Origin of the sequence: Metallibacterium scheffleri (genome assembly GCF_002077135.1) — a bacterium.
Taxonomy (GTDB): Bacteria; Pseudomonadota; Gammaproteobacteria; order Xanthomonadales; family Rhodanobacteraceae; genus Metallibacterium; species Metallibacterium scheffleri.
In genome coordinates, this window is sequence record NZ_LDOS01000002.1 from 902,134 (window position 1) to 923,279 (window position 21,146).

At 64.0% G+C, this 21,146-nt stretch carries 24 protein-coding genes; 15 read left to right on the forward strand and 9 right to left on the reverse strand.

The annotated features are described in order from the left end of the window. Positions 1–43 precede the first annotated feature (43 nt). Positions 44–1,465: a bifunctional enoyl-CoA hydratase/phosphate acetyltransferase gene (locus Mschef_RS09250; protein ID WP_081127788.1), complete on the reverse strand. Its 1,422-nt coding sequence runs from the start codon at positions 1,463–1,465 to the stop codon at positions 44–46. Positions 1,466–1,491: 26 nt separating this feature from the next. Continuing rightward, positions 1,492–3,282 carry a PHA/PHB synthase family protein gene (locus tag Mschef_RS09255; RefSeq protein WP_081129944.1) on the reverse strand — a complete coding sequence of 597 codons (1,791 nt, stop codon included), beginning with the start codon at positions 3,280–3,282 and terminating at the stop codon, positions 1,492–1,494. Between the two features lie 390 nt (positions 3,283–3,672). Here Mschef_RS09255 and Mschef_RS09260 point away from each other — a divergent pair, with 390 nt between their 5' ends. From Mschef_RS09260 to Mschef_RS09290, 7 genes are all read left to right on the forward strand, one after another. Beyond that, positions 3,673–4,221, forward strand: coding sequence for a hypothetical protein (locus Mschef_RS09260; RefSeq protein WP_081127789.1), 549 nt, complete (start codon positions 3,673–3,675; stop codon positions 4,219–4,221). A 72-nt stretch (positions 4,222–4,293) separates the two neighbouring features. After that, complete coding sequence (locus tag Mschef_RS09265) at positions 4,294–4,764, forward strand: universal stress protein (protein ID WP_081127790.1); 471 nt, start codon at positions 4,294–4,296, stop codon at positions 4,762–4,764. A gap of 81 nt (positions 4,765–4,845) precedes the next feature. Beyond that, a complete protein-coding gene (gene phbB / locus Mschef_RS09270; protein WP_081127792.1) occupies positions 4,846–5,583 on the forward strand; it encodes an acetoacetyl-CoA reductase in 738 nt (245 codons plus the stop codon). Next, positions 5,580–5,816, forward strand: a complete 237-nt coding sequence (locus tag Mschef_RS09275; protein ID WP_081127795.1) for a hypothetical protein — start codon at positions 5,580–5,582, stop codon at positions 5,814–5,816. The genes phbB and Mschef_RS09275 overlap by 4 nt, the downstream gene beginning before the upstream one ends. Positions 5,817–5,840: 24 nt before the next feature. Beyond that, positions 5,841–6,197: a carboxymuconolactone decarboxylase family protein gene (locus Mschef_RS09280; protein ID WP_197686768.1), complete on the forward strand. Its 357-nt coding sequence runs from the start codon at positions 5,841–5,843 to the stop codon at positions 6,195–6,197. A 73-nt stretch (positions 6,198–6,270) separates the two neighbouring features. Further along, positions 6,271–7,455 (forward strand): thiolase family protein, encoded by a 1,185-nt coding sequence (locus Mschef_RS09285; protein ID WP_081127799.1) that lies wholly within the window; start codon positions 6,271–6,273, stop codon positions 7,453–7,455. A gap of 79 nt (positions 7,456–7,534) precedes the next feature. After that, the gene (locus Mschef_RS09290; protein ID WP_081127801.1) at positions 7,535–8,572 is read left to right on the forward strand and encodes a zinc-dependent alcohol dehydrogenase family protein; all 1,038 of its coding nucleotides are present in this window, start codon (positions 7,535–7,537) and stop codon (positions 8,570–8,572) included. On the opposite strand, the gene Mschef_RS17700 is transcribed toward Mschef_RS09290, so the two are convergent. Then, complete coding sequence (locus tag Mschef_RS17700; protein ID WP_176212434.1) at positions 8,559–8,714, reverse strand: hypothetical protein; 156 nt, start codon at positions 8,712–8,714, stop codon at positions 8,559–8,561. The two genes, Mschef_RS09290 and Mschef_RS17700, sit on opposite strands and share 14 nt — an antisense overlap. 58 nt (positions 8,715–8,772) lie before the next feature. Here Mschef_RS17700 and ppk2 point away from each other — a divergent pair, with 58 nt between their 5' ends. Then, entirely contained in the window at positions 8,773–9,564 is a 792-nt protein-coding gene (gene ppk2, locus Mschef_RS09300) for a polyphosphate kinase 2 (RefSeq protein WP_081127805.1), read from the forward strand. 18 nt (positions 9,565–9,582) lie between these two features. Beyond that, complete coding sequence (locus tag Mschef_RS09305) at positions 9,583–11,100, forward strand: MFS transporter (RefSeq protein ID WP_081127807.1); 1,518 nt, start codon at positions 9,583–9,585, stop codon at positions 11,098–11,100. A gap of 39 nt (positions 11,101–11,139) precedes the next feature. Here the strand turns inward: Mschef_RS09305 and Mschef_RS09310 are convergent, their stop codons facing one another. From Mschef_RS09310 to Mschef_RS09330, 5 genes are read right to left on the reverse strand one after another with little or no spacing between them, the layout of a single operon-like run. Beyond that, on the reverse strand, positions 11,140–12,273 hold the full coding sequence (locus Mschef_RS09310) for an ABC transporter permease (protein ID WP_081127809.1): 1,134 nt from the start codon (positions 12,271–12,273) through the stop codon (positions 11,140–11,142). A gap of 4 nt (positions 12,274–12,277) precedes the next feature. Beyond that, positions 12,278–13,414: an ABC transporter permease gene (locus tag Mschef_RS09315; protein WP_081127811.1), complete on the reverse strand. Its 1,137-nt coding sequence runs from the start codon at positions 13,412–13,414 to the stop codon at positions 12,278–12,280. Next, a complete protein-coding gene (locus tag Mschef_RS09320) occupies positions 13,411–14,367 on the reverse strand; it encodes an ABC transporter ATP-binding protein (RefSeq protein WP_081127813.1) in 957 nt (318 codons plus the stop codon). Before Mschef_RS09320 ends, Mschef_RS09315 begins: the two co-directional genes overlap by 4 nt. Next, complete coding sequence (locus tag Mschef_RS09325; RefSeq protein WP_081127815.1) at positions 14,364–15,299, reverse strand: ABC transporter ATP-binding protein; 936 nt, start codon at positions 15,297–15,299, stop codon at positions 14,364–14,366. Before Mschef_RS09325 ends, Mschef_RS09320 begins: the two co-directional genes overlap by 4 nt. Further along, positions 15,296–16,288 (reverse strand): HlyD family secretion protein, encoded by a 993-nt coding sequence (locus tag Mschef_RS09330; RefSeq protein WP_081127817.1) that lies wholly within the window; start codon positions 16,286–16,288, stop codon positions 15,296–15,298. Before Mschef_RS09330 ends, Mschef_RS09325 begins: the two co-directional genes overlap by 4 nt. 201 nt (positions 16,289–16,489) lie before the next feature. Here Mschef_RS09330 and atpD point away from each other — a divergent pair, with 201 nt between their 5' ends. From atpD to Mschef_RS09355, 5 genes are read left to right on the forward strand one after another with little or no spacing between them, the layout of a single operon-like run. Continuing rightward, positions 16,490–17,944: a F0F1 ATP synthase subunit beta gene (atpD, locus tag Mschef_RS09335; RefSeq protein ID WP_081127819.1), complete on the forward strand. Its 1,455-nt coding sequence runs from the start codon at positions 16,490–16,492 to the stop codon at positions 17,942–17,944. After that, on the forward strand, positions 17,941–18,360 hold the full coding sequence (locus Mschef_RS09340; protein ID WP_081127821.1) for a F0F1 ATP synthase subunit epsilon: 420 nt from the start codon (positions 17,941–17,943) through the stop codon (positions 18,358–18,360). Before atpD ends, Mschef_RS09340 begins: the two co-directional genes overlap by 4 nt. Next, positions 18,360–18,656, forward strand: a complete 297-nt coding sequence (locus tag Mschef_RS09345; protein ID WP_081127823.1) for an AtpZ/AtpI family protein — start codon at positions 18,360–18,362, stop codon at positions 18,654–18,656. The genes Mschef_RS09340 and Mschef_RS09345 overlap by 1 nt, the downstream gene beginning before the upstream one ends. Further along, complete coding sequence (locus Mschef_RS09350) at positions 18,653–18,958, forward strand: N-ATPase subunit AtpR (protein WP_081127825.1); 306 nt, start codon at positions 18,653–18,655, stop codon at positions 18,956–18,958. The genes Mschef_RS09345 and Mschef_RS09350 overlap by 4 nt, the downstream gene beginning before the upstream one ends. Continuing rightward, the gene (locus Mschef_RS09355; RefSeq protein ID WP_081127827.1) at positions 18,958–19,509 is read left to right on the forward strand and encodes a F0F1 ATP synthase subunit A; all 552 of its coding nucleotides are present in this window, start codon (positions 18,958–18,960) and stop codon (positions 19,507–19,509) included. Before Mschef_RS09350 ends, Mschef_RS09355 begins: the two co-directional genes overlap by 1 nt. On the opposite strand, the gene Mschef_RS09360 is transcribed toward Mschef_RS09355, so the two are convergent. Further along, a complete protein-coding gene (locus Mschef_RS09360) occupies positions 19,458–20,705 on the reverse strand; it encodes an ISL3 family transposase (RefSeq protein ID WP_081125836.1) in 1,248 nt (415 codons plus the stop codon). The two genes, Mschef_RS09355 and Mschef_RS09360, sit on opposite strands and share 52 nt — an antisense overlap. On the opposite strand from Mschef_RS09360, the gene Mschef_RS09365 reads away from it, so the two are divergent. Continuing rightward, complete coding sequence (locus Mschef_RS09365) at positions 20,695–21,144, forward strand: hypothetical protein (protein ID WP_197686697.1); 450 nt, start codon at positions 20,695–20,697, stop codon at positions 21,142–21,144. The genes Mschef_RS09360 and Mschef_RS09365 overlap by 11 nt on opposite strands. Positions 21,145–21,146 lie beyond the last annotated feature (2 nt).

A 21,146-nucleotide genomic window follows, 5' to 3' on the forward strand; every position in this document is an offset into this window, starting at 1 on the left:
GTCGAATCCATCGGTAGCGTGTGGCGCGCGGACACGCTGCGCATCAGCCCGCTTTCGCCGCCGGCACCGCCATGCTCAGCAGCACCGCCAGCGCGCACGAGGCCATGCGTGCATCCGGCAGGTCGGCGCGACTGGTCAACACGACCGGGACGCGCGCGCCCAGCACGATGCCGGCGACCTTGGCCTCGGCGAGGTACTCGAGCTGCTTGGCCAGCATGTTGCCTGCTTCGAGATCGGGCGCCAGCAGAATATCTGCATGGCCCGCCACCGCTGAGACGATGCCCTTGGTCTTGGCGGCCGCGGCGGATACTGCGTTGTCGAATGCGAGTGGACCGTCGAGCACTCCGCCAGTGATCTGGCCGCGGTCGGCCATCTTGCACAGCGCGGCGGCGTCGATCGTGGAGGGGATCTTGGGCGTGACGGTTTCCACCGCGGACAGAATCGCCACCTTGGGCCGCGCCATGCCCAGCGCGTGCGCCAGATCGATGGCGTTTTGCACGATGTCGCGCTTGGCCTCCAGATCGGGAACGACATTCACCGCCGCGTCGGTGAGCAGTTGCAGCGTCGGCCAGTTCACCGCGTCGATCACGAACACATGGCTGATGCGGCGCGCGGTGCGCAGGCCGAGTTGCGCGTCGACCACGGCGTGCATGAGTTCATCGGTGTGCAGCGAGCCTTTCATCAGTGCCTGCACTTCACCGCTGCGCGCCATCGCCACGGCCTGCGCGGCGGCGGCGTGACTGTGTTCGGTCGCGATCAGCCGGTACGGCGCGATGTCGATATGCGCGGCCTCGGCTGCGGCACGGATGCGCGCCTCGGGTCCGACGAAGACGGGGGTGATCAGTCCGGCCTGCGCCGCGTCAACGGCACCGCCCAGCGACACCGCATCGACCGCGTGCACCACCGCCATCGCCAGCGGCGCATGGCCGGCCATGGCCACGCGTGCCTGCTCGATCAGCGCGCGCAGTTTCACGCCTGGATCGCGCAACTCCAGCTTCGGCAAGTGCACGCGCGGGCGACTGACTTTTTCAGTGGGGATGATCACCTGCGCATCGCCTTCCACCACGATCTCGTTGCGCTGGTTGATCACTTCGCAGTGCAGTGTGGCGCGCGGGATATGGCCGGTCGCGGCATCGATGGCGCTCACGGTGACGGTGACGCGCACGCTGTCGCCGAGAAATACCGGCTTGCGGAATTTCAGACTCTGGTCCAGATACACCGTGCCGGGTCCCGGCAGTTCGGTGCCGAGCACGGTGGAGATCAGCGCCGCGCTCCACATGCCGTGCGCCACGACCTCGTGAAAACGATCGCTGGCGGCGAATGTGGCATCGACGTGCGAAGGATTCACGTCCCCGGACATCAGCGCGAAGGTTTCGACATCGCCCTGGGTGAACGTGCGCGTCAACGATGCCGTATCACCAACCCGGAGTTCGGCCAACGGACGATTTTCGATCATCTCGGTCATCAGATTTCCCGCAAAGTGTGGTTTGATCAGCGTTGCAGCACGTAACTGCCGGGTGCGTCCGCCAGTGGCGGCAGTTCCGGCGCGCCCATGCGCGGCGGCGCCACCAGGCCGCTGCCGTGCGCCGCCAGCCAGTCATGCCAGCGCGGCCACCACGAGCCTTGCTCCGGTTGCGCCTGTTGCAGCCATTGTTCCGGCGCGATGAATGGGGCGCCCTGCGCGTGCGTGGCCCAACGATAATGCCGGCGCGGATGTCCAGGCTCGCTGACGATTCCGGCGTTGTGGCCGCCGCTGGTCAACACGAAGGTCACGTCGCGGTCGGTCAGCAAGTGGATCTTGTACACCGAGCGCCATGGCGCGACATGGTCGGACTCGGTGCCGATCACGAACCAGGGCTGGGTGATGTCTTCCACGGCGACGGCTTGGCCATTCACTTTCCAGCGCCCTTCGGCCAGGTCGTTGCGCAAATAGAGGCCGCGCAGATATTCACTGTGCATGCGGAATGGCATGCGCGTGGCGTCGCTGTTCCAGGCCATGAGGTCATTGGGCGGCCGGCGCTGGCCGAGCAGGTAATCGCGGGTGATGCGTGACCAGATCAGGTCGTAGGAGCGCAGCATCTGAAACGCGCCGGCCATCTGCGTGCCATCCAGGTAGCCTGGTCCCCACATCATGTCTTCGAGGAAGGTCACCTGGCTCTCGTCGATGAACAGCGACAGCTCGCCGGGTTCGGTGAAATCGGTTTGCGAGGCCAGCATTGTGACCGTGGCAAGGCGCGTGTCGTTCTGCGCCGCCAGGGCAGCCGCGGCGATCGCCAGCAGTGTGCCGCCGAGGCAGTAGCCGGCGGCGTGCACCTTGCGCCCGGGCACGATGCGCTGCACGGCATCGAGTGCCGCCAGCGGGCCCAGCGTGAGGTAATCGTCCATGCCCAGGTCGCGATCGCCCGCATCGGGGTTTTTCCACGAGATCATGAACACGGTATGGCCTTGATCGACCAGGTACTTGACCAGCGAGTTGCCGGGTGAAAGATCCAGGATGTAGTACTTCATGATCCACGCCGGCACGATCAGCACCGGCTCGGCGTGCACTTGCGGCGTGGACGGGCTGTACTGGATCAACTCGGCCAGCCGGTTGCGCAGCACCACCTTGCCCGGCGTGATCGCCACCTGCCGGCCGGGGATGAAGTGCTCGCTGCCCGCGGGTGGCAGGCCGCCGAGCGCGCGCTGCATGTCGTCCATGCAGAGCTTGCTGCCTTCGAGCAGATTCATGCCATTGCTCTTGAGCGTGGCCTCGATGACTTCGGGGTTGGTGAATGGTGAGTTGGTGGGCGCCAGCATGTCCAGCCACTGCCGCGCCATGAACGCCACCATCTGCTCGTGATGCCCGGACACGCCGCGCACGCCGCTGGTGGCGTGCTGCCACCACGCCTGCTGCTGCAAAAAAGCGTGCGCGTAAAGATTGAACGGATAACGTTGCCATGCGGGGTCGGCGAAGCGTTGATCCGGCACCTGCAGCGCCGGATCGCCGGCGTCGTTGTTCACCAGCGCGTGGCCCTGCAGCGCGCGCATCCAGTCCACCACGCCATTGGCAAGTGCCTGCGCCAGTTCGCTGGCCAGTTCCATGCGCTTCATCGGCGAGCCGGCCAGGTGCAGCCGCCAGTCCATGGATGCCTGGGCCAGCGCCGCGGGCGAGAGGCCAAAGGTGAAGCGCGCCAGCGCTGCATGCACGCTGCGATCCAGCGGGGGGACGGTCGCTTGTGGTTGCGCCATCAGCGGTTGCATGGAGGCGGTCGCATTCGGAGAGGAAGTGGGGTGGTCGTTCATGGATTTCTCGAGAGACATGTCGAGCGGATGCATCCTGCATACCGCTGCCCGATCGAACGCGCGCTGCATGGGTGGGTGCCTGGTCACGGTTGACCGGGCTGCAATCCACGTAACCCTTCATCGCCGCGGCGGGCTGCGGCGTTCGGGCGCGGCCCGGCGCGATGGCGATGTGAACTTTAGTCTCGGCAATCGACATCCCTCTTGATCTGGATCAAGGATTGTGCTTGCACCTGCGGCTAAAGTGTTCGCCTCAAGCATCGATTCGCTCGCGTCAATCGATGTTTTTCGACTGCACGGGCGCGAGCTGTCCATGGTCCACATCGGACCACATCGTGCGACTCGCGCCGCACCGCTCGCATACAACCGCGCATCACGCGCCAGGAGTTCGTCATGATCTCGACCACGCAACTCGATGAACTGAAAAAACTGCACAAGGACCATATCGCCAATACATTCCTGTTCACCTCCAAGGTGCTCGATCAGTACAAGCGCATGAGCGATGCGCATGCCGAAGTGCTGCATGGCATGTTGCGTGATTTCTCGATGACCAGTGCACTCAATGGCAACGACCCCACGGCACTGGCGCAGGAAGCGATGAGCCTGATCACCCGGAATTTTGCCAATCAAAGCAATCGCTCCGGCAACTTCATCAGTGAAACCGCGGCGGCCTACGCCGAAATCATGCGTCTGGTGGTGCAGTACGGCACCGACAGTTTTGTCGGCGCGCAGAGCGTCAGCCGCAGCGCGACCGATGCTGGGTCGCCGCAACCACAGAATCTGCAAAACGCCTGGATGGCGCCGTTCATGAGCGCATTCCAGAACGCGGCCAGCATGATGACCGCGGGCATGGGTTCGCTGACTGCGCTGCAGCCGGCCTCGAACAGCGCGGCCAACGTCGCGGACATCAAGCCGGTGACAAGCGGCAAATCCGCCAAGTGAGCGCGCGGGTCACGGCAGCGTGGCGCGCGTCCGTTCGGGCGTGCGCCTGATGGGCATGCAAGGAGATCGTGCATGAGTACCTTCAAGCATCTTCTGGTTCCGATCGATGGCAGTTCCGGGGCCGATCAAGCCATCGCCAAGGCCTTGGTTCTGGCTGCTGACCAGCACGCAACGGTGCATTTCGTGCATGTCATCGATCGTGCCGCGGTCGTGATGATGGAGCCATTGAGCAGCTTCGACAGCGAGGTGACTGCCGCCGTCAATGCCGCCGGTGAGCTGCTGCTGGGGCAGGCCACGGCGCAGGCACGCGAGCACGATGTGCCCAGCACGCAGGCACTGCGCATCACCGACGGCAAACTGCCGACGATCGCCGATCAGATCCTCGAAGAGGCGCGGGCGCACGCCGTGGATCTCATCGTCTGCGGCAGCCACGGCAAGACCGGATTTCGCGCCATGATCCTGGGCAGCGTGGCGGAAGGACTGATCCACCGCAGTCGCGACATCCCGCTGCTGCTGATTCCCACGCAGCCCCCGCGACGTTGATCCCATGCGGCGCCGTGCGCCGATTTGCGCCGGTCGGGGCGCTGGCGCACCTTTCATTCACGATTCTGGAGACGGCTCGTCATGACTTCCGCATCACAGCGGTTCGCGCTGGTGACTGGCGGCACGCGCGGCATCGGCGCGGCCATCGCGCGGCGTCTGGCGCACGATGGTTACCGCGTCGCCGTGACCTATCACGGCAATGACGCGGCCGCGCAGGTGTTCACCCGGGACACCGGCATTCGCGCCTACAAGTGGGATGCCGCGGATTTCACCGCCTGCCAGGCCGGCGTGCACCAGGCCGAAACCGACGCCGGGCAGCCGCTCGACATTCTGGTCAACAACGCCGGTGTCACGCGCGATGTCACGCTGCACAAGATGACGCCGGAGCAATGGCGCACGGTGCTCGAGGACGACCTGTTCGCCTGCTTCAACATGAGCCGCGCGGTGATCGAGGGCCTGCGCGCGCGCGGCTGGGGGCGCATCGTCAACATTGCTTCGATCAACGGCCAGAAGGGTCAGTTCGGACAGACCAATTATTCCGCCGCCAAGGCCGGGGTGATCGGTTTCAGCAAGGCGCTGGCGCTGGAGTCGGCGCGCAAGGGCATCACCGTCAACGCCGTGGCGCCGGGTTATACCGCGACCGAGATGCTCGCCAGCATGGATGCCAGGGTGCTGCAAGGCATCGTCGCGCAGATCCCGCTGGGGCGCCTGGCGCAGCCTGACGAAATCGCGCACGCAGTGGCGTTTCTGGTGCACGAGCAATCGGGCTTCATCACCGGCGCCACGCTGTCGATCAACGGCGGGCAGTACCTTGCATGAGTCTGCCGCCGCCACGACAGGATGAATTCGTCGGCATGCATGCGCTGATCGAAGGCGCCTCCGGTCCGATCGGCGAGAGCGCGCTGGTCGTGCGCCATGGCCTGACGCTGGAGCAGCTCGCGCAGGCCATCCATTCCCACCCCACGCTCACCGAGTCGATGGGCGTGCTCGCCCGACAAACCCTGGCTCGATTGCAGGGGCTGGCCACACACGCCCATCACCCGGTGCCTTGAACACGCGTCACGGAGATATCAGCCATGCCCCATGCCATGCATCAGCGTCTGGATGAAATCCAGCAACTGCTTGACACCCTCGGCAAAAGCCACCCCGATGAGGTCGGCGCGTTCGTCAATTTCATGGGCAAGGCCGAGGCCGGACCGGCGCTGTCGCTCAAGCAGAAGGAACTGGTCAACGTCGCGCTGTCGGTTGCGGCGCAATGCGAGTGGTGTATCGCGCTTCACGTCAAGAATGCCCTCAATGCCGGGGCCAGCCGTGACGAGCTGGTCGAGGCCGGTTTTCTCGCGGTACTGATGCATGGCGGTCCCGCCTTGATGTACCTGACGCCGCTGCTGGATGCGGTGAACGAATTCAGCACCGGTGCAACGCCGAACTGAGTGTCTGCACCGTGATCGCCGGGTGGTCACGGCGTGATCCCCGGACTGGTTGTTCCATTCGAGGATCGTGACCATGTCAAACCCTGAAATCGTGCTGTGCGCGCCCGTGCGCACCGCCATCGGCACCTACAACGGCTCACTCAAGAACACGCCCGCCACCGCCCTCGGCGGCGTGGTGGTGCACGCCACCTTGCAACGCGCCGGTTTGGCCGCCGATGCCGTGCAGACGGCGGTGTTCGGCCATGTCATCCAGGCCGGCTGCAAGATGAATCCTTCGCGCCAGGCGGCCATCGGCGGCGGCCTGCCGGTGGAAGTGCCGGCGATGACCGTCAACCGCGTGTGTGGTTCGGGTGCGCAGGCCATCGTCAGCGCAGCGCTGGAAATCATGGCCGGACAAATCCAGTGCGCCGTCGCCGGCGGCATGGAGAACATGGACCTGGCGCCCTACCTGCTGCCCGGCGGACGCTGGGGCATGCGCATGGGCGATGGCCACGTGCTCGACAGCATGCTGCTCGATGGCCTTAACGACGCCTTCAGCGGCGAGCATTCCGGTTGGCACACCGAAGACCTGGTGACCCGTTGCGGCCTCACCCGCGAACAGCAGGACGCCTGGGCGCTGCGTTCGCAGCAGCGGTTCTCCGCCGCGCAGGCGGCTGGCAAGTTCGACGCCGAGATCGTCGGTGTCGAAGTCAAAGACCGCAAAGGGCCGCAGACGTTCATCAAAGATGAGCACAACCGCCCCGACACCACGGCCGCATCGCTGGCCAAACTCAGGCCCGCGTTCCGCAAGGGCGGCACCATCACCGCGGGCAATGCGCCGGGACTGAACAGCGCGGCCAGCGCCATGATCGTCGCCGAGCGTGGCTGGGCCGAGCAGCACCATCTGCGCCCACTGGCACGGCTGGCGGGCTATGGCGTCGCGGCAGTCGAGCCGGGCTACTTCGGCCTGGGCCCGATCCCGGCGACACAGATGGCGCTGCAGCGCGCAAAGTGGGCGATCAAGGATGTGCAGCGCGTGGAGATCAATGAGGCTTTTGCAGCCATCGTGCTTGCCTGCACGCGCGAGTTGGGCTTCGGCGCTGACATTGTCAATGTCGAGGGCGGCGCCATCGCGCATGGCCACCCGATCGGCGCGACCGGTGCCATTCTCACCACGCGGCTCATCCACTCGATGCATCGCGACGGGCTGAAAAAAGGCGTGGTCACGCTGTGCATCGGCGGCGGGCAGGGCATCGCACTGGCGCTGGAGATGCTGTGACCAGTGCCGCGGGGATGGCGCGCGATCACTGCTGACCGCGCCAGGGGCTCGACACCGTTCAATACTGGAGGCACGCACCATGAAGGCACTTGTTTATCAGGGTCCGGGGAAGAAGTCGCTGCTGGATCGCCCGCAGCCAGTCTTGCGCGACCCGGGTGACGCCATCGTCCGGGTCACCAGGACCACGATCTGCGGCACTGATCTGCATATCCTCAAGGGCGACGTGCCGACCTGTGCGCCCGGCCGCATCCTCGGCCACGAGGGCGTCGGTGTGGTCGAAGCCGCAGGGGCTGGTGTGGCTTCCTTCAAACCGGGCGATCACGTGCTGATCTCCTGCATCTCCGCGTGCGGCCGATGCGAATACTGCCGGCGCGGCATGTATTCACACTGCACCACGGGCGGCTGGATCCTCGGCAACGAGATCGATGGCACGCAGGCCGAATACGTGCGTATTCCGCACGCCGATACCAGTCTGTATCCGATTCCAGCGGGGGCGGACGAGGACGCATTGGTCATGCTGAGCGACATCCTGCCGACTGGTTTCGAGTGTGGTGTTCTCAACGGCCAGGTCGCGCCCGGCGGCACGGTTGCGATTGTTGGGACAGGTCCGGTCGGTCTTGCCGCGCTGCTGACCGCCAGGTTCTATTCACCGGCGGAGATCATCGCCATCGACCTTGATGACAACCGGCTGGCCGTGGCGCAGCGTTTCGGCGCCACCCTGACCATCAACAGCGGCAAGGCGGATGTCACCCGGATCGTGCGTGATCGCACGAATGGTCGCGGCGTGGACACCGCGATCGAGGCCGTCGGCATCCCCGCCACCTTCGACATCTGCCAGAACATCGTCGCGCCCGGCGGGGTGATCGCCAATGTGGGTGTACATGGCAGCAAGGTCGACCTGCATCTGGAATCGCTTTGGTCGGCCAATATCTCGATCACCACGCGGCTGGTCGACACATCCTCGACCCCGATGCTGTTGAAGACCGTGGCCGCCAAAAGGATCGATCCGAAGGTGCTGATCACGCACCGCTTCAAGTTGGCGCAGCTTATCGAAGCCTACGAAGTATTCGCCAACGCCGCCAGGCATCAGGCCCTGAAAGTGATCATCGAGCCATGAGCCGGGCCTTGATCAGGCCGCGCAGCGCTTGCCCGGACACATCCTGGTGAATATTGGGAAATTCGGCGCGGTCACCGCGGGTCTGCGCAGCGGCCGGACTCGCGGCATGACTGGAAGCATCGTGTTCGTCGACGCCGGCCATCACACCGTCGGATGATGTGCGCGACTGCACGGCTGCCAAACATGCAAGGACAACGCTCATGAGCAAGCATCACACCAAACATCACGCCACTGCGTCTGACGCGGGCTATGGCAAAACCCTGCACGCGCTGCAAATCGAGCTGGTGAAGTTCCAGAAGCATCTGATCGCGCATGGCGATCGCATCCTGATCCTGCTGGAAGGGCGCGACGGCGCGGGCAAGGACGGCACCATCAAACGCATCGTCGAACACCTCTCGCCACGCGAAACGCGCGTGGTGGCACTGGGCAAGCCATCGAGCCGGGCAGAATCGGCGTGGTACTTCCAGCGTTATGTGCCGCACTTGCCGGTGGCAGGGGAGTTCGTGCTGTTCAACCGCAGCTGGTACAACCGCGCCGGGGTGGAATGGGTGATGGATTTCTGCACCGAGGCGCAGTACGAGGAGTTCATCGAAACCGTGCCGGTGTTCGAGCAGATGCTGGTGCGCTCGGGCATTCAACTGTTCAAGTACTACCTCGACATCGACAAGGCCGAACAGAAGCAGCGCCTCAAAGACCGGCTCACCGACCCGCTCAAGCAGTGGAAGATGAGCCCCATCGACGCAGCGGCGCAGAAGCACTGGAAGGCATACAGCTCGGCGCGCAACGCCATGCTGGCGCGCACCCACAGCGCAGTGGCGCCATGGACGGTGGTGCGGGCGAATGACAAGAAACGCGCGCGCCTGGGTCTGATCATGGATCTGCTCGCGCGTCTGGATTACAAGGGCAAGGACCATGCCTTGCTGTGCCCCGATCCCGGTATCGTGTTTGCCTATACCAGTCAGACCGTGGACAGTGGGGCCATCGCACCCTGAGCACGAACTGCGCAATCCATGATGACCGCCGCGCCCGATCCGCCAGTTGCCGCAGCGGAAACCGTCAGCCCCGACCATGCGCAGATCATTCGTTTGCTCGACGACGCACCGATGCGCCTGCCGCATGTCCTGGCGTGGGCGCTGGCCAGCGGCGGCACGCTGATTACCGGGTTGGCGGTGTTCATGCTGGGCATCTCCATGCCCCTGCTGGTACGTGATCTCGCCCTGTCGCCGGTGCAGACGGGCCTGGTCGCGGCGGCGCTGTTCGCCGGTGGCGTGCCCGGCGGCGCACTGGGCGGGTGGCTGGCCGATCGCATCGGCCGCAAGCCGGTCTTTCTGCTCGACATGGGACTGCTGGCGCTGGCCGCCATGGTGAGCGCGCTGACCTGGGATGCCTGGCTGTTGATCGCTGCGCAATGTGTGGTGGGCATCGGCGCCGGCATGGATTTCCCGGCCAGTGGCAGCTATGTCGCCGAGTGCATGCCACACCGCAAACGCAGCCGCATGCTGGTGGCGACCATTGCCTGCCAGGCACTCGGGTTGCTGCTGGCGGCCCTGCTGGCCATGGCCTTGCTGCACCTGGCGCCAAGCATTGAGGCATGGCGCTGGTTCCTCGGCATGCAGGCACTGGTCGCCGTGCTGTTTCTGCTGGCCCGCATCAACATGGCCGAGAGTCCGCGCTGGCTGATGGGACAGGGACGTAATCGCGAAGCCGTGCATATGCTGGCGCGTTTCGTGCCCGTGGACCGGCAGCAACTGGAAGCCATGGCCTCGCGGCTGGGCGACGCGGTGCATTTCGTCGCGCGCGTGCCGCACACAAAAAAGTCGCTGGGCTATGCCGAATTGTTTCACCCGGCTTATTTGCGCAGCACGCTGCTATGCACGCTGCCGTGGTTCCTGATGGATATCGCCACCTACGGAGTGGGCCTGTTCACCGCGCTGTTGCTGACGGACCTGCATTTCGAGGGGCCGCATCTGCCCCTGGTGCAACAGGTTGCTGCGCTCGCGCGCGGCACCGGGTTGATCGACCTGTTCTGGTTGCTGGGCTTTGTGCTGGGCTTGTGGGCGGTGGCGCGCTTCGGCCGCATTCGCATGCAAGTGACCGGCTTTGCCGGCATGGTGGCGGGCATGCTTGTGTTGTGGGCCAGCACGCTGCTGGCAGGTGGCGCCGGACAACACATCGCCCTGGTGTTCGCGGGTTTCGTGGTGTTCAACCTGTTCATGAACATGGGGCCCAACAGCACCACGTTCATCCTGCCGACCGAGCTGTACCCCACGCAGTTGCGTGCAACCGGATCCGGATTTGCCGCCGCGATTTCAAAAATCGGCGCGACGGCGGGCGTGCTGACCTTGCCCTTGATCGAATCCGCGTGGGGTGTGCCCACCGTGCTGGCCCTGATGGCCGGGGTGAGCCTGCTCGGGCTGCTCAGCACCTGGGCATTCGGCATCTACGGCCACGGGCTCACGCTGGAACAACATCAAACCCGGATTCTGCCGCTGCACCGACACGCAGCAACGACTTCGGATTTCAGTTGAAGGCGCTTGAAATGGCAGCAAACGCGCCATTGAACTGCATCAGGCATTCAATGACGAGCGGAAGCGCAGCACACTCACGGTAAGCATGACCGCGGCCAATGCCGCCATCGCCGCAAGATCGGGCCACAGCACCGTGAATCCGACCCCTTTGAGGAAGACCGCGCGGATCACGATCAGGAAGTAACGCAGCGGATTGATCAGCGTGAACCACTGCAGAGCCGTGGGCATGGCCGCGATCGGAAAGGCAAAGCCCGAGAGAATGAACAGCGGGTTGACGAAAAAGAAGTTGAGCGAGAACGCCTGCTGCTGGGTTTTGGAAAATGTCGACAGCAGCAGCCCGATGCCGATCGCTGCCAGCAAAAAGAGCGTGGCGCCAGCCAGCATCACCAGGGGATCGCCGATAAACGGAACCTTGAACCAGAAGATGCCGATCGTGCTGACCAGGGTGATGTCGCCCAGCCCGATGAGAAAGAACGGCACGGTCTTGCCGAGGATGAATTCGACCGGCCGGATCGGGCTGACCATGATCTGTTCCAGCGTGCCGACCTCGCGTTCGCGCACGATCGCGAAAGCGGTCAGGCTCACCACCTGCAGCAAGGTCAGGCTGCCGATCACGCCGGGTATGAAAAACCAGCGGTCTTCCAGGCCCGAATTGAACCAGGGCTGGGTTTGCAGCGTGACGCCAATTTCGGGTCGCGCAAGGCTGGCATGCGGGGGCAGCAGTTTGCTGGCTTCGTCGCTCGAAAACTGCGTGACAATCTGACTGATGTAACCCAGCGCGATCAGCGCGGTGTTGGAGTTGGTGCCATCCAGGATGACCTGCAACGGCGCGCCCTTGCCATTTTGCAGGTCGCGCTGGAACCCGGCGTGGATGACGATGGCCATCAGCGCCACGTTCTGATCGATGGCGCTCTTGACCTGGGCATCGGTCCTGGCTTCTTCGACCACATCGAAGCGTCCCGATGCAACGAAATGCGAAATCAGGCTGCGGCTGGCCTGGCTCTGGTCGAGGTCAAGCACGACGGTGCTGACGTTGTGCACGGTGAACGTCGCGGCATAGCCGAATACCATCATTTGCACGACCAGGGGCACGATCAGGCGCAGCATCGCGCCACGATCACGCCGAATCTGCAGGAACTCCTTGGTCAACATCGCGGAGAGGCGTTCGAACATCGACCTAGTCCAATCGCTTGTGGAAGGCGCGCGCGGCCAGCCAAATGATGATCACGGCAAAAATCACCAGGCCCGACAGGGGCTGCCACAGGTCGAGGATGCCGCTGCCCTTGAGGAAAATGCCGCGCAGGATGGTGACGTAATAGCGCGGATAGACAATGAGGGTCAGCGTCTGGATGGGGGCCGGCATCTGATCGATCGGGAAGGTATAGCCCGAGAGCAGCGTGGTCGGCAGCAAAGTCACATACAGGGCGATCTGACTGGCGCCAAGCTGACTGCGGATGCGCACCGAAATCAGGTAACCGATACCGAGGATCACCAGGCTGAATAATGCGGTCGCCGCGAACAGGGTGAGCAAGGTGCCGTGAAAGGGCACGTCGAACCAGAACACGGCCAGGCTCAGGCAGATTGCCGCATCCACCATGCCGATGATGAAATAGGGAGTGAGCTTGCCCAGCATGACCTCGAGCGCGGTCACCGGGGTCGAGATCAACTGCTCCATGGTGCCGCGCTCCCACTCGCGCGAAACGGTCAGCGAGGTCAGCTGTGCGCCCACCAGGGCGAGGATCACCGCCACAACACCAGGGATGATGAAGTTGCGGCTGTCCAGTGTTTCGTTGAACCAGGTGCTGGGCTGCAGATCAACCTGGCCGAGCTGCGACGGCTGCACGCCGTGCGCGGCGGCCCATTGCGTCTGGATCCGTGCGTTGACCTGCGCCACCACACCCTGGATATAGCCCAGAGCGATATTGGTGGTATTGACATCGGTGGCATCGAACACCGCCTGTATATTGGCGGTGCCCGTGGTGGCCAGCGTGCGCGAGAAGTCGACCGGAATCACGACTGCCGCGATGCAGTCGCCACGGTTCATCGCATTGCGAATGCCTGCCTGACTGTGCGGTACCTTGCTGATCGAAAACCAGCCGCCGGCGTCGAATGCATTGACGATCGAGCGGCTGATCTGGCTGTTTTCCTGGTCGTACATGCACATCGGCACATGCTTGATGTCCAGACTCACGCCATAGCCGAGCAGCCCCATCTGCATCAGTGGCATGAGCAGCGCGATGGCCAGACTGCGCGGATCGCGCCAGATCTGCAGGGCCTCCTTGTAAGCCATCGCCAGCAGGCGGCGCAGGTTCATGCCACGTTCCTCATGTCCTGCGCGTGCGACACCAGCCGCACGAACACGTCTTCCAGACTGGGCAGCACTTTGCGCGTCGGTCCCGTCTGGATGCCGTGCTGGGTCAAAAACACCGACAGGGTGTCGATGGTCAAACCGTCTGCCGTAACCACCACGTGCAGCTTGTCGCCGAAAATGGCGGCTTCGACCACGCCCGGCGCACCCGTCAGCACCTTGAGAGCGGCGCCCAGCGGGCTGCATGCGACCTCGAGCAAATCGCCTCCCAGGCCATGGGCGCGCAGCTCGCCCGGGCTACCCATGGCCACCAGTTTGCCGCGGTCGATCAAGGCGATGCGGTTGCAGTATTCAGCCTCGTCCATGTAGTGGGTGGACACCAGAATGGTGACGCCAGTGCTTGCCAGATCGTGGATCAAATCCCAGAACATGCGCCGCGCCGCGGGTTCCACGCCCGAGGTCGGCTCATCGAGGAACAGTACCGGCGGACGGTGCAGGATGGCGCAACCCAGCGCCAGGCGTTGCTTCCAGCCGCCCGCGAGCGTATTCACCAGCGCGTCCTCCTGACCCTTGAGCGCGGCCATGGACAAGGCGAACGCCATGCGTTCGGGCAGCTCGTGTTGTGGCACGTGATAGATGCCGCCGAAAAAGTGCAAGTTCTCACGTACCGTCAAATCGCCGTAAAGCGAGAACTTCTGCGACATGTAGCCGATGTGCTCGCGCACCGCTTGCGACTGGCTGCCCACCTCGAACCCGGCCACCGTGGCATTGCCGGAGCTGGGCGTGAGCAGGCCGCAGAACATGCGGATGGTGGTGGACTTGCCGGCGCCATTGGGACCGATGAAGCCCATCACCTCGCCGCGAGCAATGGACAGATCCAGGTGATCGACCGCGGTGAAAGGACCGAAGCGCCTGGTCAGGCCGCGAGCGACAACGGCGGATTCAGTGCTGGTGCTCATGTTGCCGGTGCACCCAGCAAGGCCACGAAGACATCCTCGATCCCCGGCTCGGCCGGTTCGATCTGCGCGTCCGCCATGCCTTGCCTGGACAGCAGCGCGCGCAGCTCGGGGATGCGGCGGGCGGCGTCGTCCACCCGCACATGCACTTGATCGCCCATCAACAACACCCCCAGCACCCCGGGTTTGCCCGCGAGCGCGTCGCGCACGGCACGCGGTTGCGGCGCGCTGATGGCCAACAGCGCACCGGGCATGGAGGCCTTCAGCCGCGCCGGCGTGTCGCAATGGCGAATTTCACCCTCGTGGAACAGCGCCAGGCGCGAACAACGTTCGGCCTCGTCCATGTACGCGGTGGCCATCAGGATCGCCACACCACTCTCGCGCAGGTTGTAGAGGATGGCCCAGAAGTCGCGTCGCGAAACCGGATCGACGCCTGTGGTCGGCTCGTCGAGCAGCAGCACGCGCGGCGTGTGGATCAGCGCGCAGATCAAGCCGAGTTTCTGCTTCATCCCGCCCGAGAGTTGCCCGGCCAGCCTGCGTTCGAATCCCGTCAGCCCGGCGGCGCGCATCAATTCCTGGCTGCGCGCGATACGCTGCTTGCGCGGCACGCCGAAAAGCTCCGCATAGAAAAAAATGTTCTCGGCGATGCTCAGGTCGTCATACAACCCGAAGCGCTGTGGCATGTAGCTCAAGCGCAACTTGGCGGCTTCAGGGTCGGCGGTCACGTCGATGCCATCGACCGTGACGGCACCTGCATCCGGACGCAGCACGCCAGCAAGCATGCGCATGGTGGTGGTTTTCCCCGCGCCATCGGGTCCGACCAAACCGAAAATCTCGCCAGGTTCGACGCTGAACTCGACGCCGCGAACCGCATGCAGCGGGCCAAAGCTTTTGCTCAGCGCGCGCACCTGCACGGCGAACTCGAGCGTGCTCATTTTCCGGCCGGCAACAATGCGATCGAGGCATCCGCGGGCATGCCGGGCAACAGCTCATGGTTCGGGTTGTCGATGTCGATACGAATGCGATAGACCAGGGTTACCCGCTCGGCGTGGGTTTCCACCGTCTTGGGCGTGAATTCGGCTTGCGAGGCGATGAAGCCGATGCGTCCGTGATAAATGTGACCTGGATACGTATCCGTGGTGACCGTCACCGGCTCACCGAGACGCACGCGCCCCAGATCCTGCTCATTGACATAAGCGCGCAGCCAGACATGGCCCAAATCGTCGAGGGTGAAGATGGCGACTCCGGGTCCTGCCACCTCGCCCAATTCGGCTTCACGTATCGCCAACACGCCGCTGAAGGGCGCGCGCAGCGTGGTGTAGGACAAGGTCACGCGATCCAGGGCAACCTTGGCCTGCGCGGTCTTGAGGTTGGCCTCGGCCAGGCTGACATTGTCGACCGCGACTTTCACCAGGGCCTCATCCCGCGCCAGTACCGCGGCCGATTGACCTGCTGCGGTTACGGCGAGGTCGTAGGTCTGGCGCGAGACGAAACCGGGCTTGGTGAGTGTTGCATCGCGCGCCAGGTCACGCTGCTTCTGCGTCAGGTCCAGTTGATCGCTGGCCACGGTCTTGCGTGCCGCGGCAAGACTGCTCTGATCGACGGCAACTTGCTCCCGGGCCGTCCCCAGCGCGGCAAGATCCATCTGCACCTGCTGCCGGTAGAGCCGGTCATCGACACGCGCGAGCACGGCGCCGGTCTTGACTTCTTCGCCTTCATCGAAGGGCAAATAGGTAATCGGGGCTTCGACATCGGTAAAGCCAAGCACGCTCTGGTGTGCCTCGATGTTGCCCGAAACGACGATGTTGGCGGGCCCCTGCGCGGGGCCGAATACCAGCGTGCGCAACGGCGTCGAGAAAACAATCACCGCGACAACCAACACCGCCACCAGTACCAACAGCGCGGTACGACGAGGGCCCGTCATGATGGATGACTCACGGTGCGTGACTGGTTGACCAAGGGAACCATCCGGAGCGATCCGGCATCCAGATCAGGTTGGCGATGCAATCTTCCCCTGCTCAATCGTGTCGCATATTGATCCAGGTCAAATCCAAGCGTTCTTCAGCCCGAGGCGCCGCAACGAGCGACGTAGAATAGTGCGAGGCACATATGGACGCCAAAGCCCATGACCGGCCTGGACAAGAACGACGTTGAACCTGCGCAAGGCAGGGTCGTCACGGTGCGCGGTGCCATCGTCGACGTGGAATTTGCCGACTCGGCATTGCCCCCTGTCCACACTGCGTTGCGTGTCACCTGGGATCGACCCGGAGCCATGCTGCTCGAAGTGCAGGGGCACCTGAATTTGCATACGGCGCGTTGCATCGCCCTGCAAAACACGGCTGGTCTGGCACGCGGCACGCCGGTGCGATCCACGGGGGCATCCGTGCGGGTCCCGGTCGGTGATGCAGTACTCGGACGCCTGCTTGACGTGGTCGGACACGTGCGTGACCTTGGACCGGCGCTGCCGGCCGATACTCCCCTGCGCAGCATCCACAATCCGCCACCCACGCTGGAGCAGGAGACGGCGGCCATCGAGGTCTTCGAAACCGGGATCAAGGTCATCGATCTGCTGGCGCCGATGGCGCAGGGAGGCAAGGCTGCGATGTTCGGTGGCGCGGGCGTCGGCAAGACCGTGCTGGTGATGGAACTGATCCATGCGATGGTCGAGAAGTACCGCGGCATTTCGGTGTTCGCGGGCGTCGGCGAGCGCTTGCGCGAGGGGCACGAGATGCTAAGCGACATGCGCGATTCCGGCATGCTTGCGCGCACGGTGCTGGTCTACGGACAGATGAACGAACCTCCCGGTGCGCGCTGGCGGGTGCCGCACAGCGCCCTGACGATTGCCGAATACTTCCGTGACCAGAAACGCCAGAACGTGCTGCTGTTGATGGACAACGTGTTCCGCTTCGTGCAGGCCGGAAGCGAAGTGTCGACGCTGCTGGGCCGGCTGCCTTCGCGCGTGGGCTACCAGCCGACCCTGGGCAGCGAAGTGGCGGCGCTGCAGGAGCGCATCGCCTCGGTGGCCGGCACCGCGGTCACCGCGATCCAGGCGGTCTACGTACCGGCGGACGACTTCACCGATCCGGCGGTAACGACCATCTCCAGCCATATGGACAGCATGATCATGCTGTCGCGCCAGCTTGCCGCCGAGGGCTTTTACCCGGCCGTCGATCCCCTGGCCTCGACGTCGGCGTTGCTCGACCCGCTGGTGGTGGGCGTGGAGCACTACCGTATTGCCGAACGCGCCCGCGAGACCTTGGCGCGGTTCAAGGAACTGCAAGACATCATCGCCTTGCTCGGCGTGGAGGAGCTTGCCGCCAGTGACCGGCTGGTGGTCAAGCGCGCACGGCGCTTGCAGCGCTTTCTCAGCCAGCCGTTCATGGTGACCGAGGCCTTCACGGGCACGCCCGGGCGCACCGTGACGCGCGCGGATACCTTGGCTGGCGTGCGCGCGATCCTCGAGGGAGAAGCCGACGCCTGGGCGGAAAGCTCGCTGTACATGGTGGGAACACTGGACGATGCGCGGCAGAAAGAGCTGGCATCAACACGTGCGACATCCGCCGGGGGGGCGGCGAAATGAAGCTGCGCATCGTCACCCCGCTGTCGATCGAAGTCGATGAGGACGGTGTGGAATCACTGCGCGCCGAAGACGCCAGTGGCGGTTTCGGCATTCTCCCCAGGCATGCCGACTTCCTTACCAGCCTGTCGATCTCGGTGGTGAGCTGGACACGCGCCGATGGAGCGCAGCGTTATTGCGCGGTTCGCCGCGGTGTATTGACCATGTCCGGCGGACGCGAAGTACGCATCGCCACGCGCGAAGCCGTGGTGGGTGACGATCTCGCGCGGCTCGACACGGCCGTACTGGCGCGCTTCCGCGCCGATCTCGACCTCGAGCGCACGCAGCGCGTGGAAGGCACGCGCCTGCAGATCAATGCCATTCGACTGATCATGCGTTACCTGCGCGCGGGTCAGTACCGTGGCAGCGGAATCGGGTGATGAGCGAAAAGCCCGTACATCCGGACGATGCCGACGACGCACTGGTACGGCAGGCGCGCCTGCACAGCACGCGCCTGCAGCATCAAGCGGACGACGGCCAGTCCTCGGTCACGCGCCATCTGGCGCAGATCGGCGTGCTCGGTTTGACTATCGTGGTGCCGATGCTGCTTGGACTCTTCGCGGGGCATTGGCTGGATCACGCCTGCGGAACAGGGCTGATGTTCACCGGCGCGTTGCTGATCCTGGGGCTGATCCTGGGCAGTTGGTCGGCCTGGAACTGGATCAAACGCGCATGAACACCTGGCTTCTGCGCGCCGCCTCGGCGCATGCGTCATGGCCGTTGCTGCTGCCCGGGTTGCTTCTGGGGTTTCTTGCCGGGTTCGCGTATTTTCATGCCGTCTGGAGGAATGCGCGTGCACTGGTATCCGGCCGGCACAAGGTGCTGACCACCGTGGCCATGGCATTCGGCCGGTTCATCCTGCTGGCAGGCTTGCTGTTTCTGGCGGCGCAGGCGGGCGCCATGGTTTTGCTGTTGACGGCATCGGGCGTACTGGCGGGCCGCTTCGTAGTCATGCGTCGCGTGCGGCGGGATCGCTGATGCAATCGCCTCTGCACAATCCGGCGCTGTTCCATCTCGGTCCGATACCGATCACGCAGGCCGTGGTGACCACTTGGGTGATTATGGCATTGCTGCTGTCCGGCGCCGCGCTGCTCAGACGCCGCCTGCAACTGCTGCCTTCGCGCAGTCAGGCGGCTTTCGAGCTGGTCGTCGCCACGGTGGATGCGCAGATCCGCGACACCATGCAGCTTGAACCAGGCCCTTACCGCGCCTTCATCGGTACGTTGTTCGTCTATATTTTTCTGGCCAATTGGTCTTCGCTCATGCCCGGGGTCAAGCCACCGACTGCGCAACTCGAAACGGATATGGCGCTGGCACTGCTGGTATTCATCGCCGTGATCGGCTTTGGTATTCGTGCTGGCGGGATACGCGGTTATCTGGCGACATTCGCAGCGCCGAGTCCGCTGATGATTCCGCTGAATTTCTTCGAGAGCCTCACGCGCACGTTTTCCCTGTTCGTGCGTTTGTTTGGGCCTCGTCAGCAAAACCTGTGGGCGAGCTTCGGCTCAGGTAGCTTGCCAAGCACATGATAGAGCGCGATTTCTGTCGCCCTGAAGGTCCGAAATCCGTAGGCTTTTCTCATGGTGACTTTGCACTTGTTGTTGAGCCCCTCGACGACGCCGCTGGAGAACTGCTTGCGGGCGCGGAAATAGTTCAACAGCAGCTCGTGGTGTCGGCGTAGCGTGCCGGCGACTTTCTTCATCGGCTCGATCTGTGAGCGCATCACCTGCGTGCACCACTCATCGAGGAATCTGCCGGCCCAGGTGGGTGACACGTACTCCCAGAACTTCTGGAAGTCCTCCTTCAGCAGGTAGGCGCGAACCGTCTTCAGGTTGTACTTCAGCAGTTCCCGCAGGCGGCCGCGCTGTTTTCCCGTCAGATTGCCCGGACGCTTCAGCACGCACCACCGGGTCTTCTTCAGGACAGGCTCATAGCCGTCCTGGTGCATCCGGCGGGCTTCGTTGGCACGCACTTCGTCGATCGCCTTGTTGATCGTCGCCACGACGTGGAAACGGTCGAGAATGTTCAGTGCGTTCGGGCAGTTCTGCTCGATCAGCTTCAGGTAGGGCTTCCACATGTCCGAGCAGACGAAGGCGATCCGCGCCGCGAGATCTTTGCCGATCAGGTCAAAGAAGCGCTGGAAGCTGGCCGTGGTGCGCTCCTTGCCGACCCAAAGCAGCCGCGTGAAGCCGGCATCGATCTGGTAGACCAGCGTCAGATACGCGTGGCCGCGGCCGTACTGGATTTCGTCGACGCCGATGGCACGCAGCGGCCCCCACTCGCGATGCGCCAGCCCCCACTCGACCACCCATGCCACGGCGTGAAACACCTTTTCCCAGCTGGTGCGGAACGCTACCGCCGTTTCTCGCCAGGACAGTCGGCGCGCCCACTGCGCGAGGAACAACATGTACGCCTTGCAGAGCGTGTGCTTGCCAATCGCCCAGGGCACCTGTTCGACCTTGACGCCGCATCCACGGCAGGCGACTCGACGCATGGCATACAATAAAATCACCGCGAAGCCCCAGACCGGAATGAACTCGAAGCGGCGCACCGACAGCGTATCGTAGCCGCTGCCGCGCTTTCCGCATCCCGAGCAGATCGGACGCGAACCGCGGCGAGGACGCACGTCAACCTCGATGGTGTTCTCGGCCTCGAGCAGGCGCGCACCCTGATACACGAAACCAGGATGGTGGTGACAGGCATTCAGCAAGCGGGTGATCAACATGGGGAGGTCGAATCTGGCAGGTGGCGGCAAACCCGCTATTTCATACCAACCCGACGATCAAATGTTGGCCGAGCTCTGCCCCGATCTCTCCGAGTGGCCGCACCGCTGGTGCTTTGACGATGGCGACATCGACTTCGGTCGCAACGTGCTGGAAGCGCTCACGCCATTCCTGCAGCATCTGCTGGCAACCGACCTCAGTCGAAAGACCTTGGCACGTCACCGCGATCATCTCTGGATGCTCGGCGGCGAACTCGTGCGCCGCTTGCATGACGAACCGCGCCTGCGCATGAAGACGCCAACAGCCGTGCTACTCCACTACATTGACGACGAAGGTGGCCCACTGATCTACCCCAGCATCACCGAAGCCCAGCAACATGCGTTCGACGGCACCTGCAGAAAGCTGTACCGGTTCTTGAGCGAGGTGGCATCAGCCGGATAGCG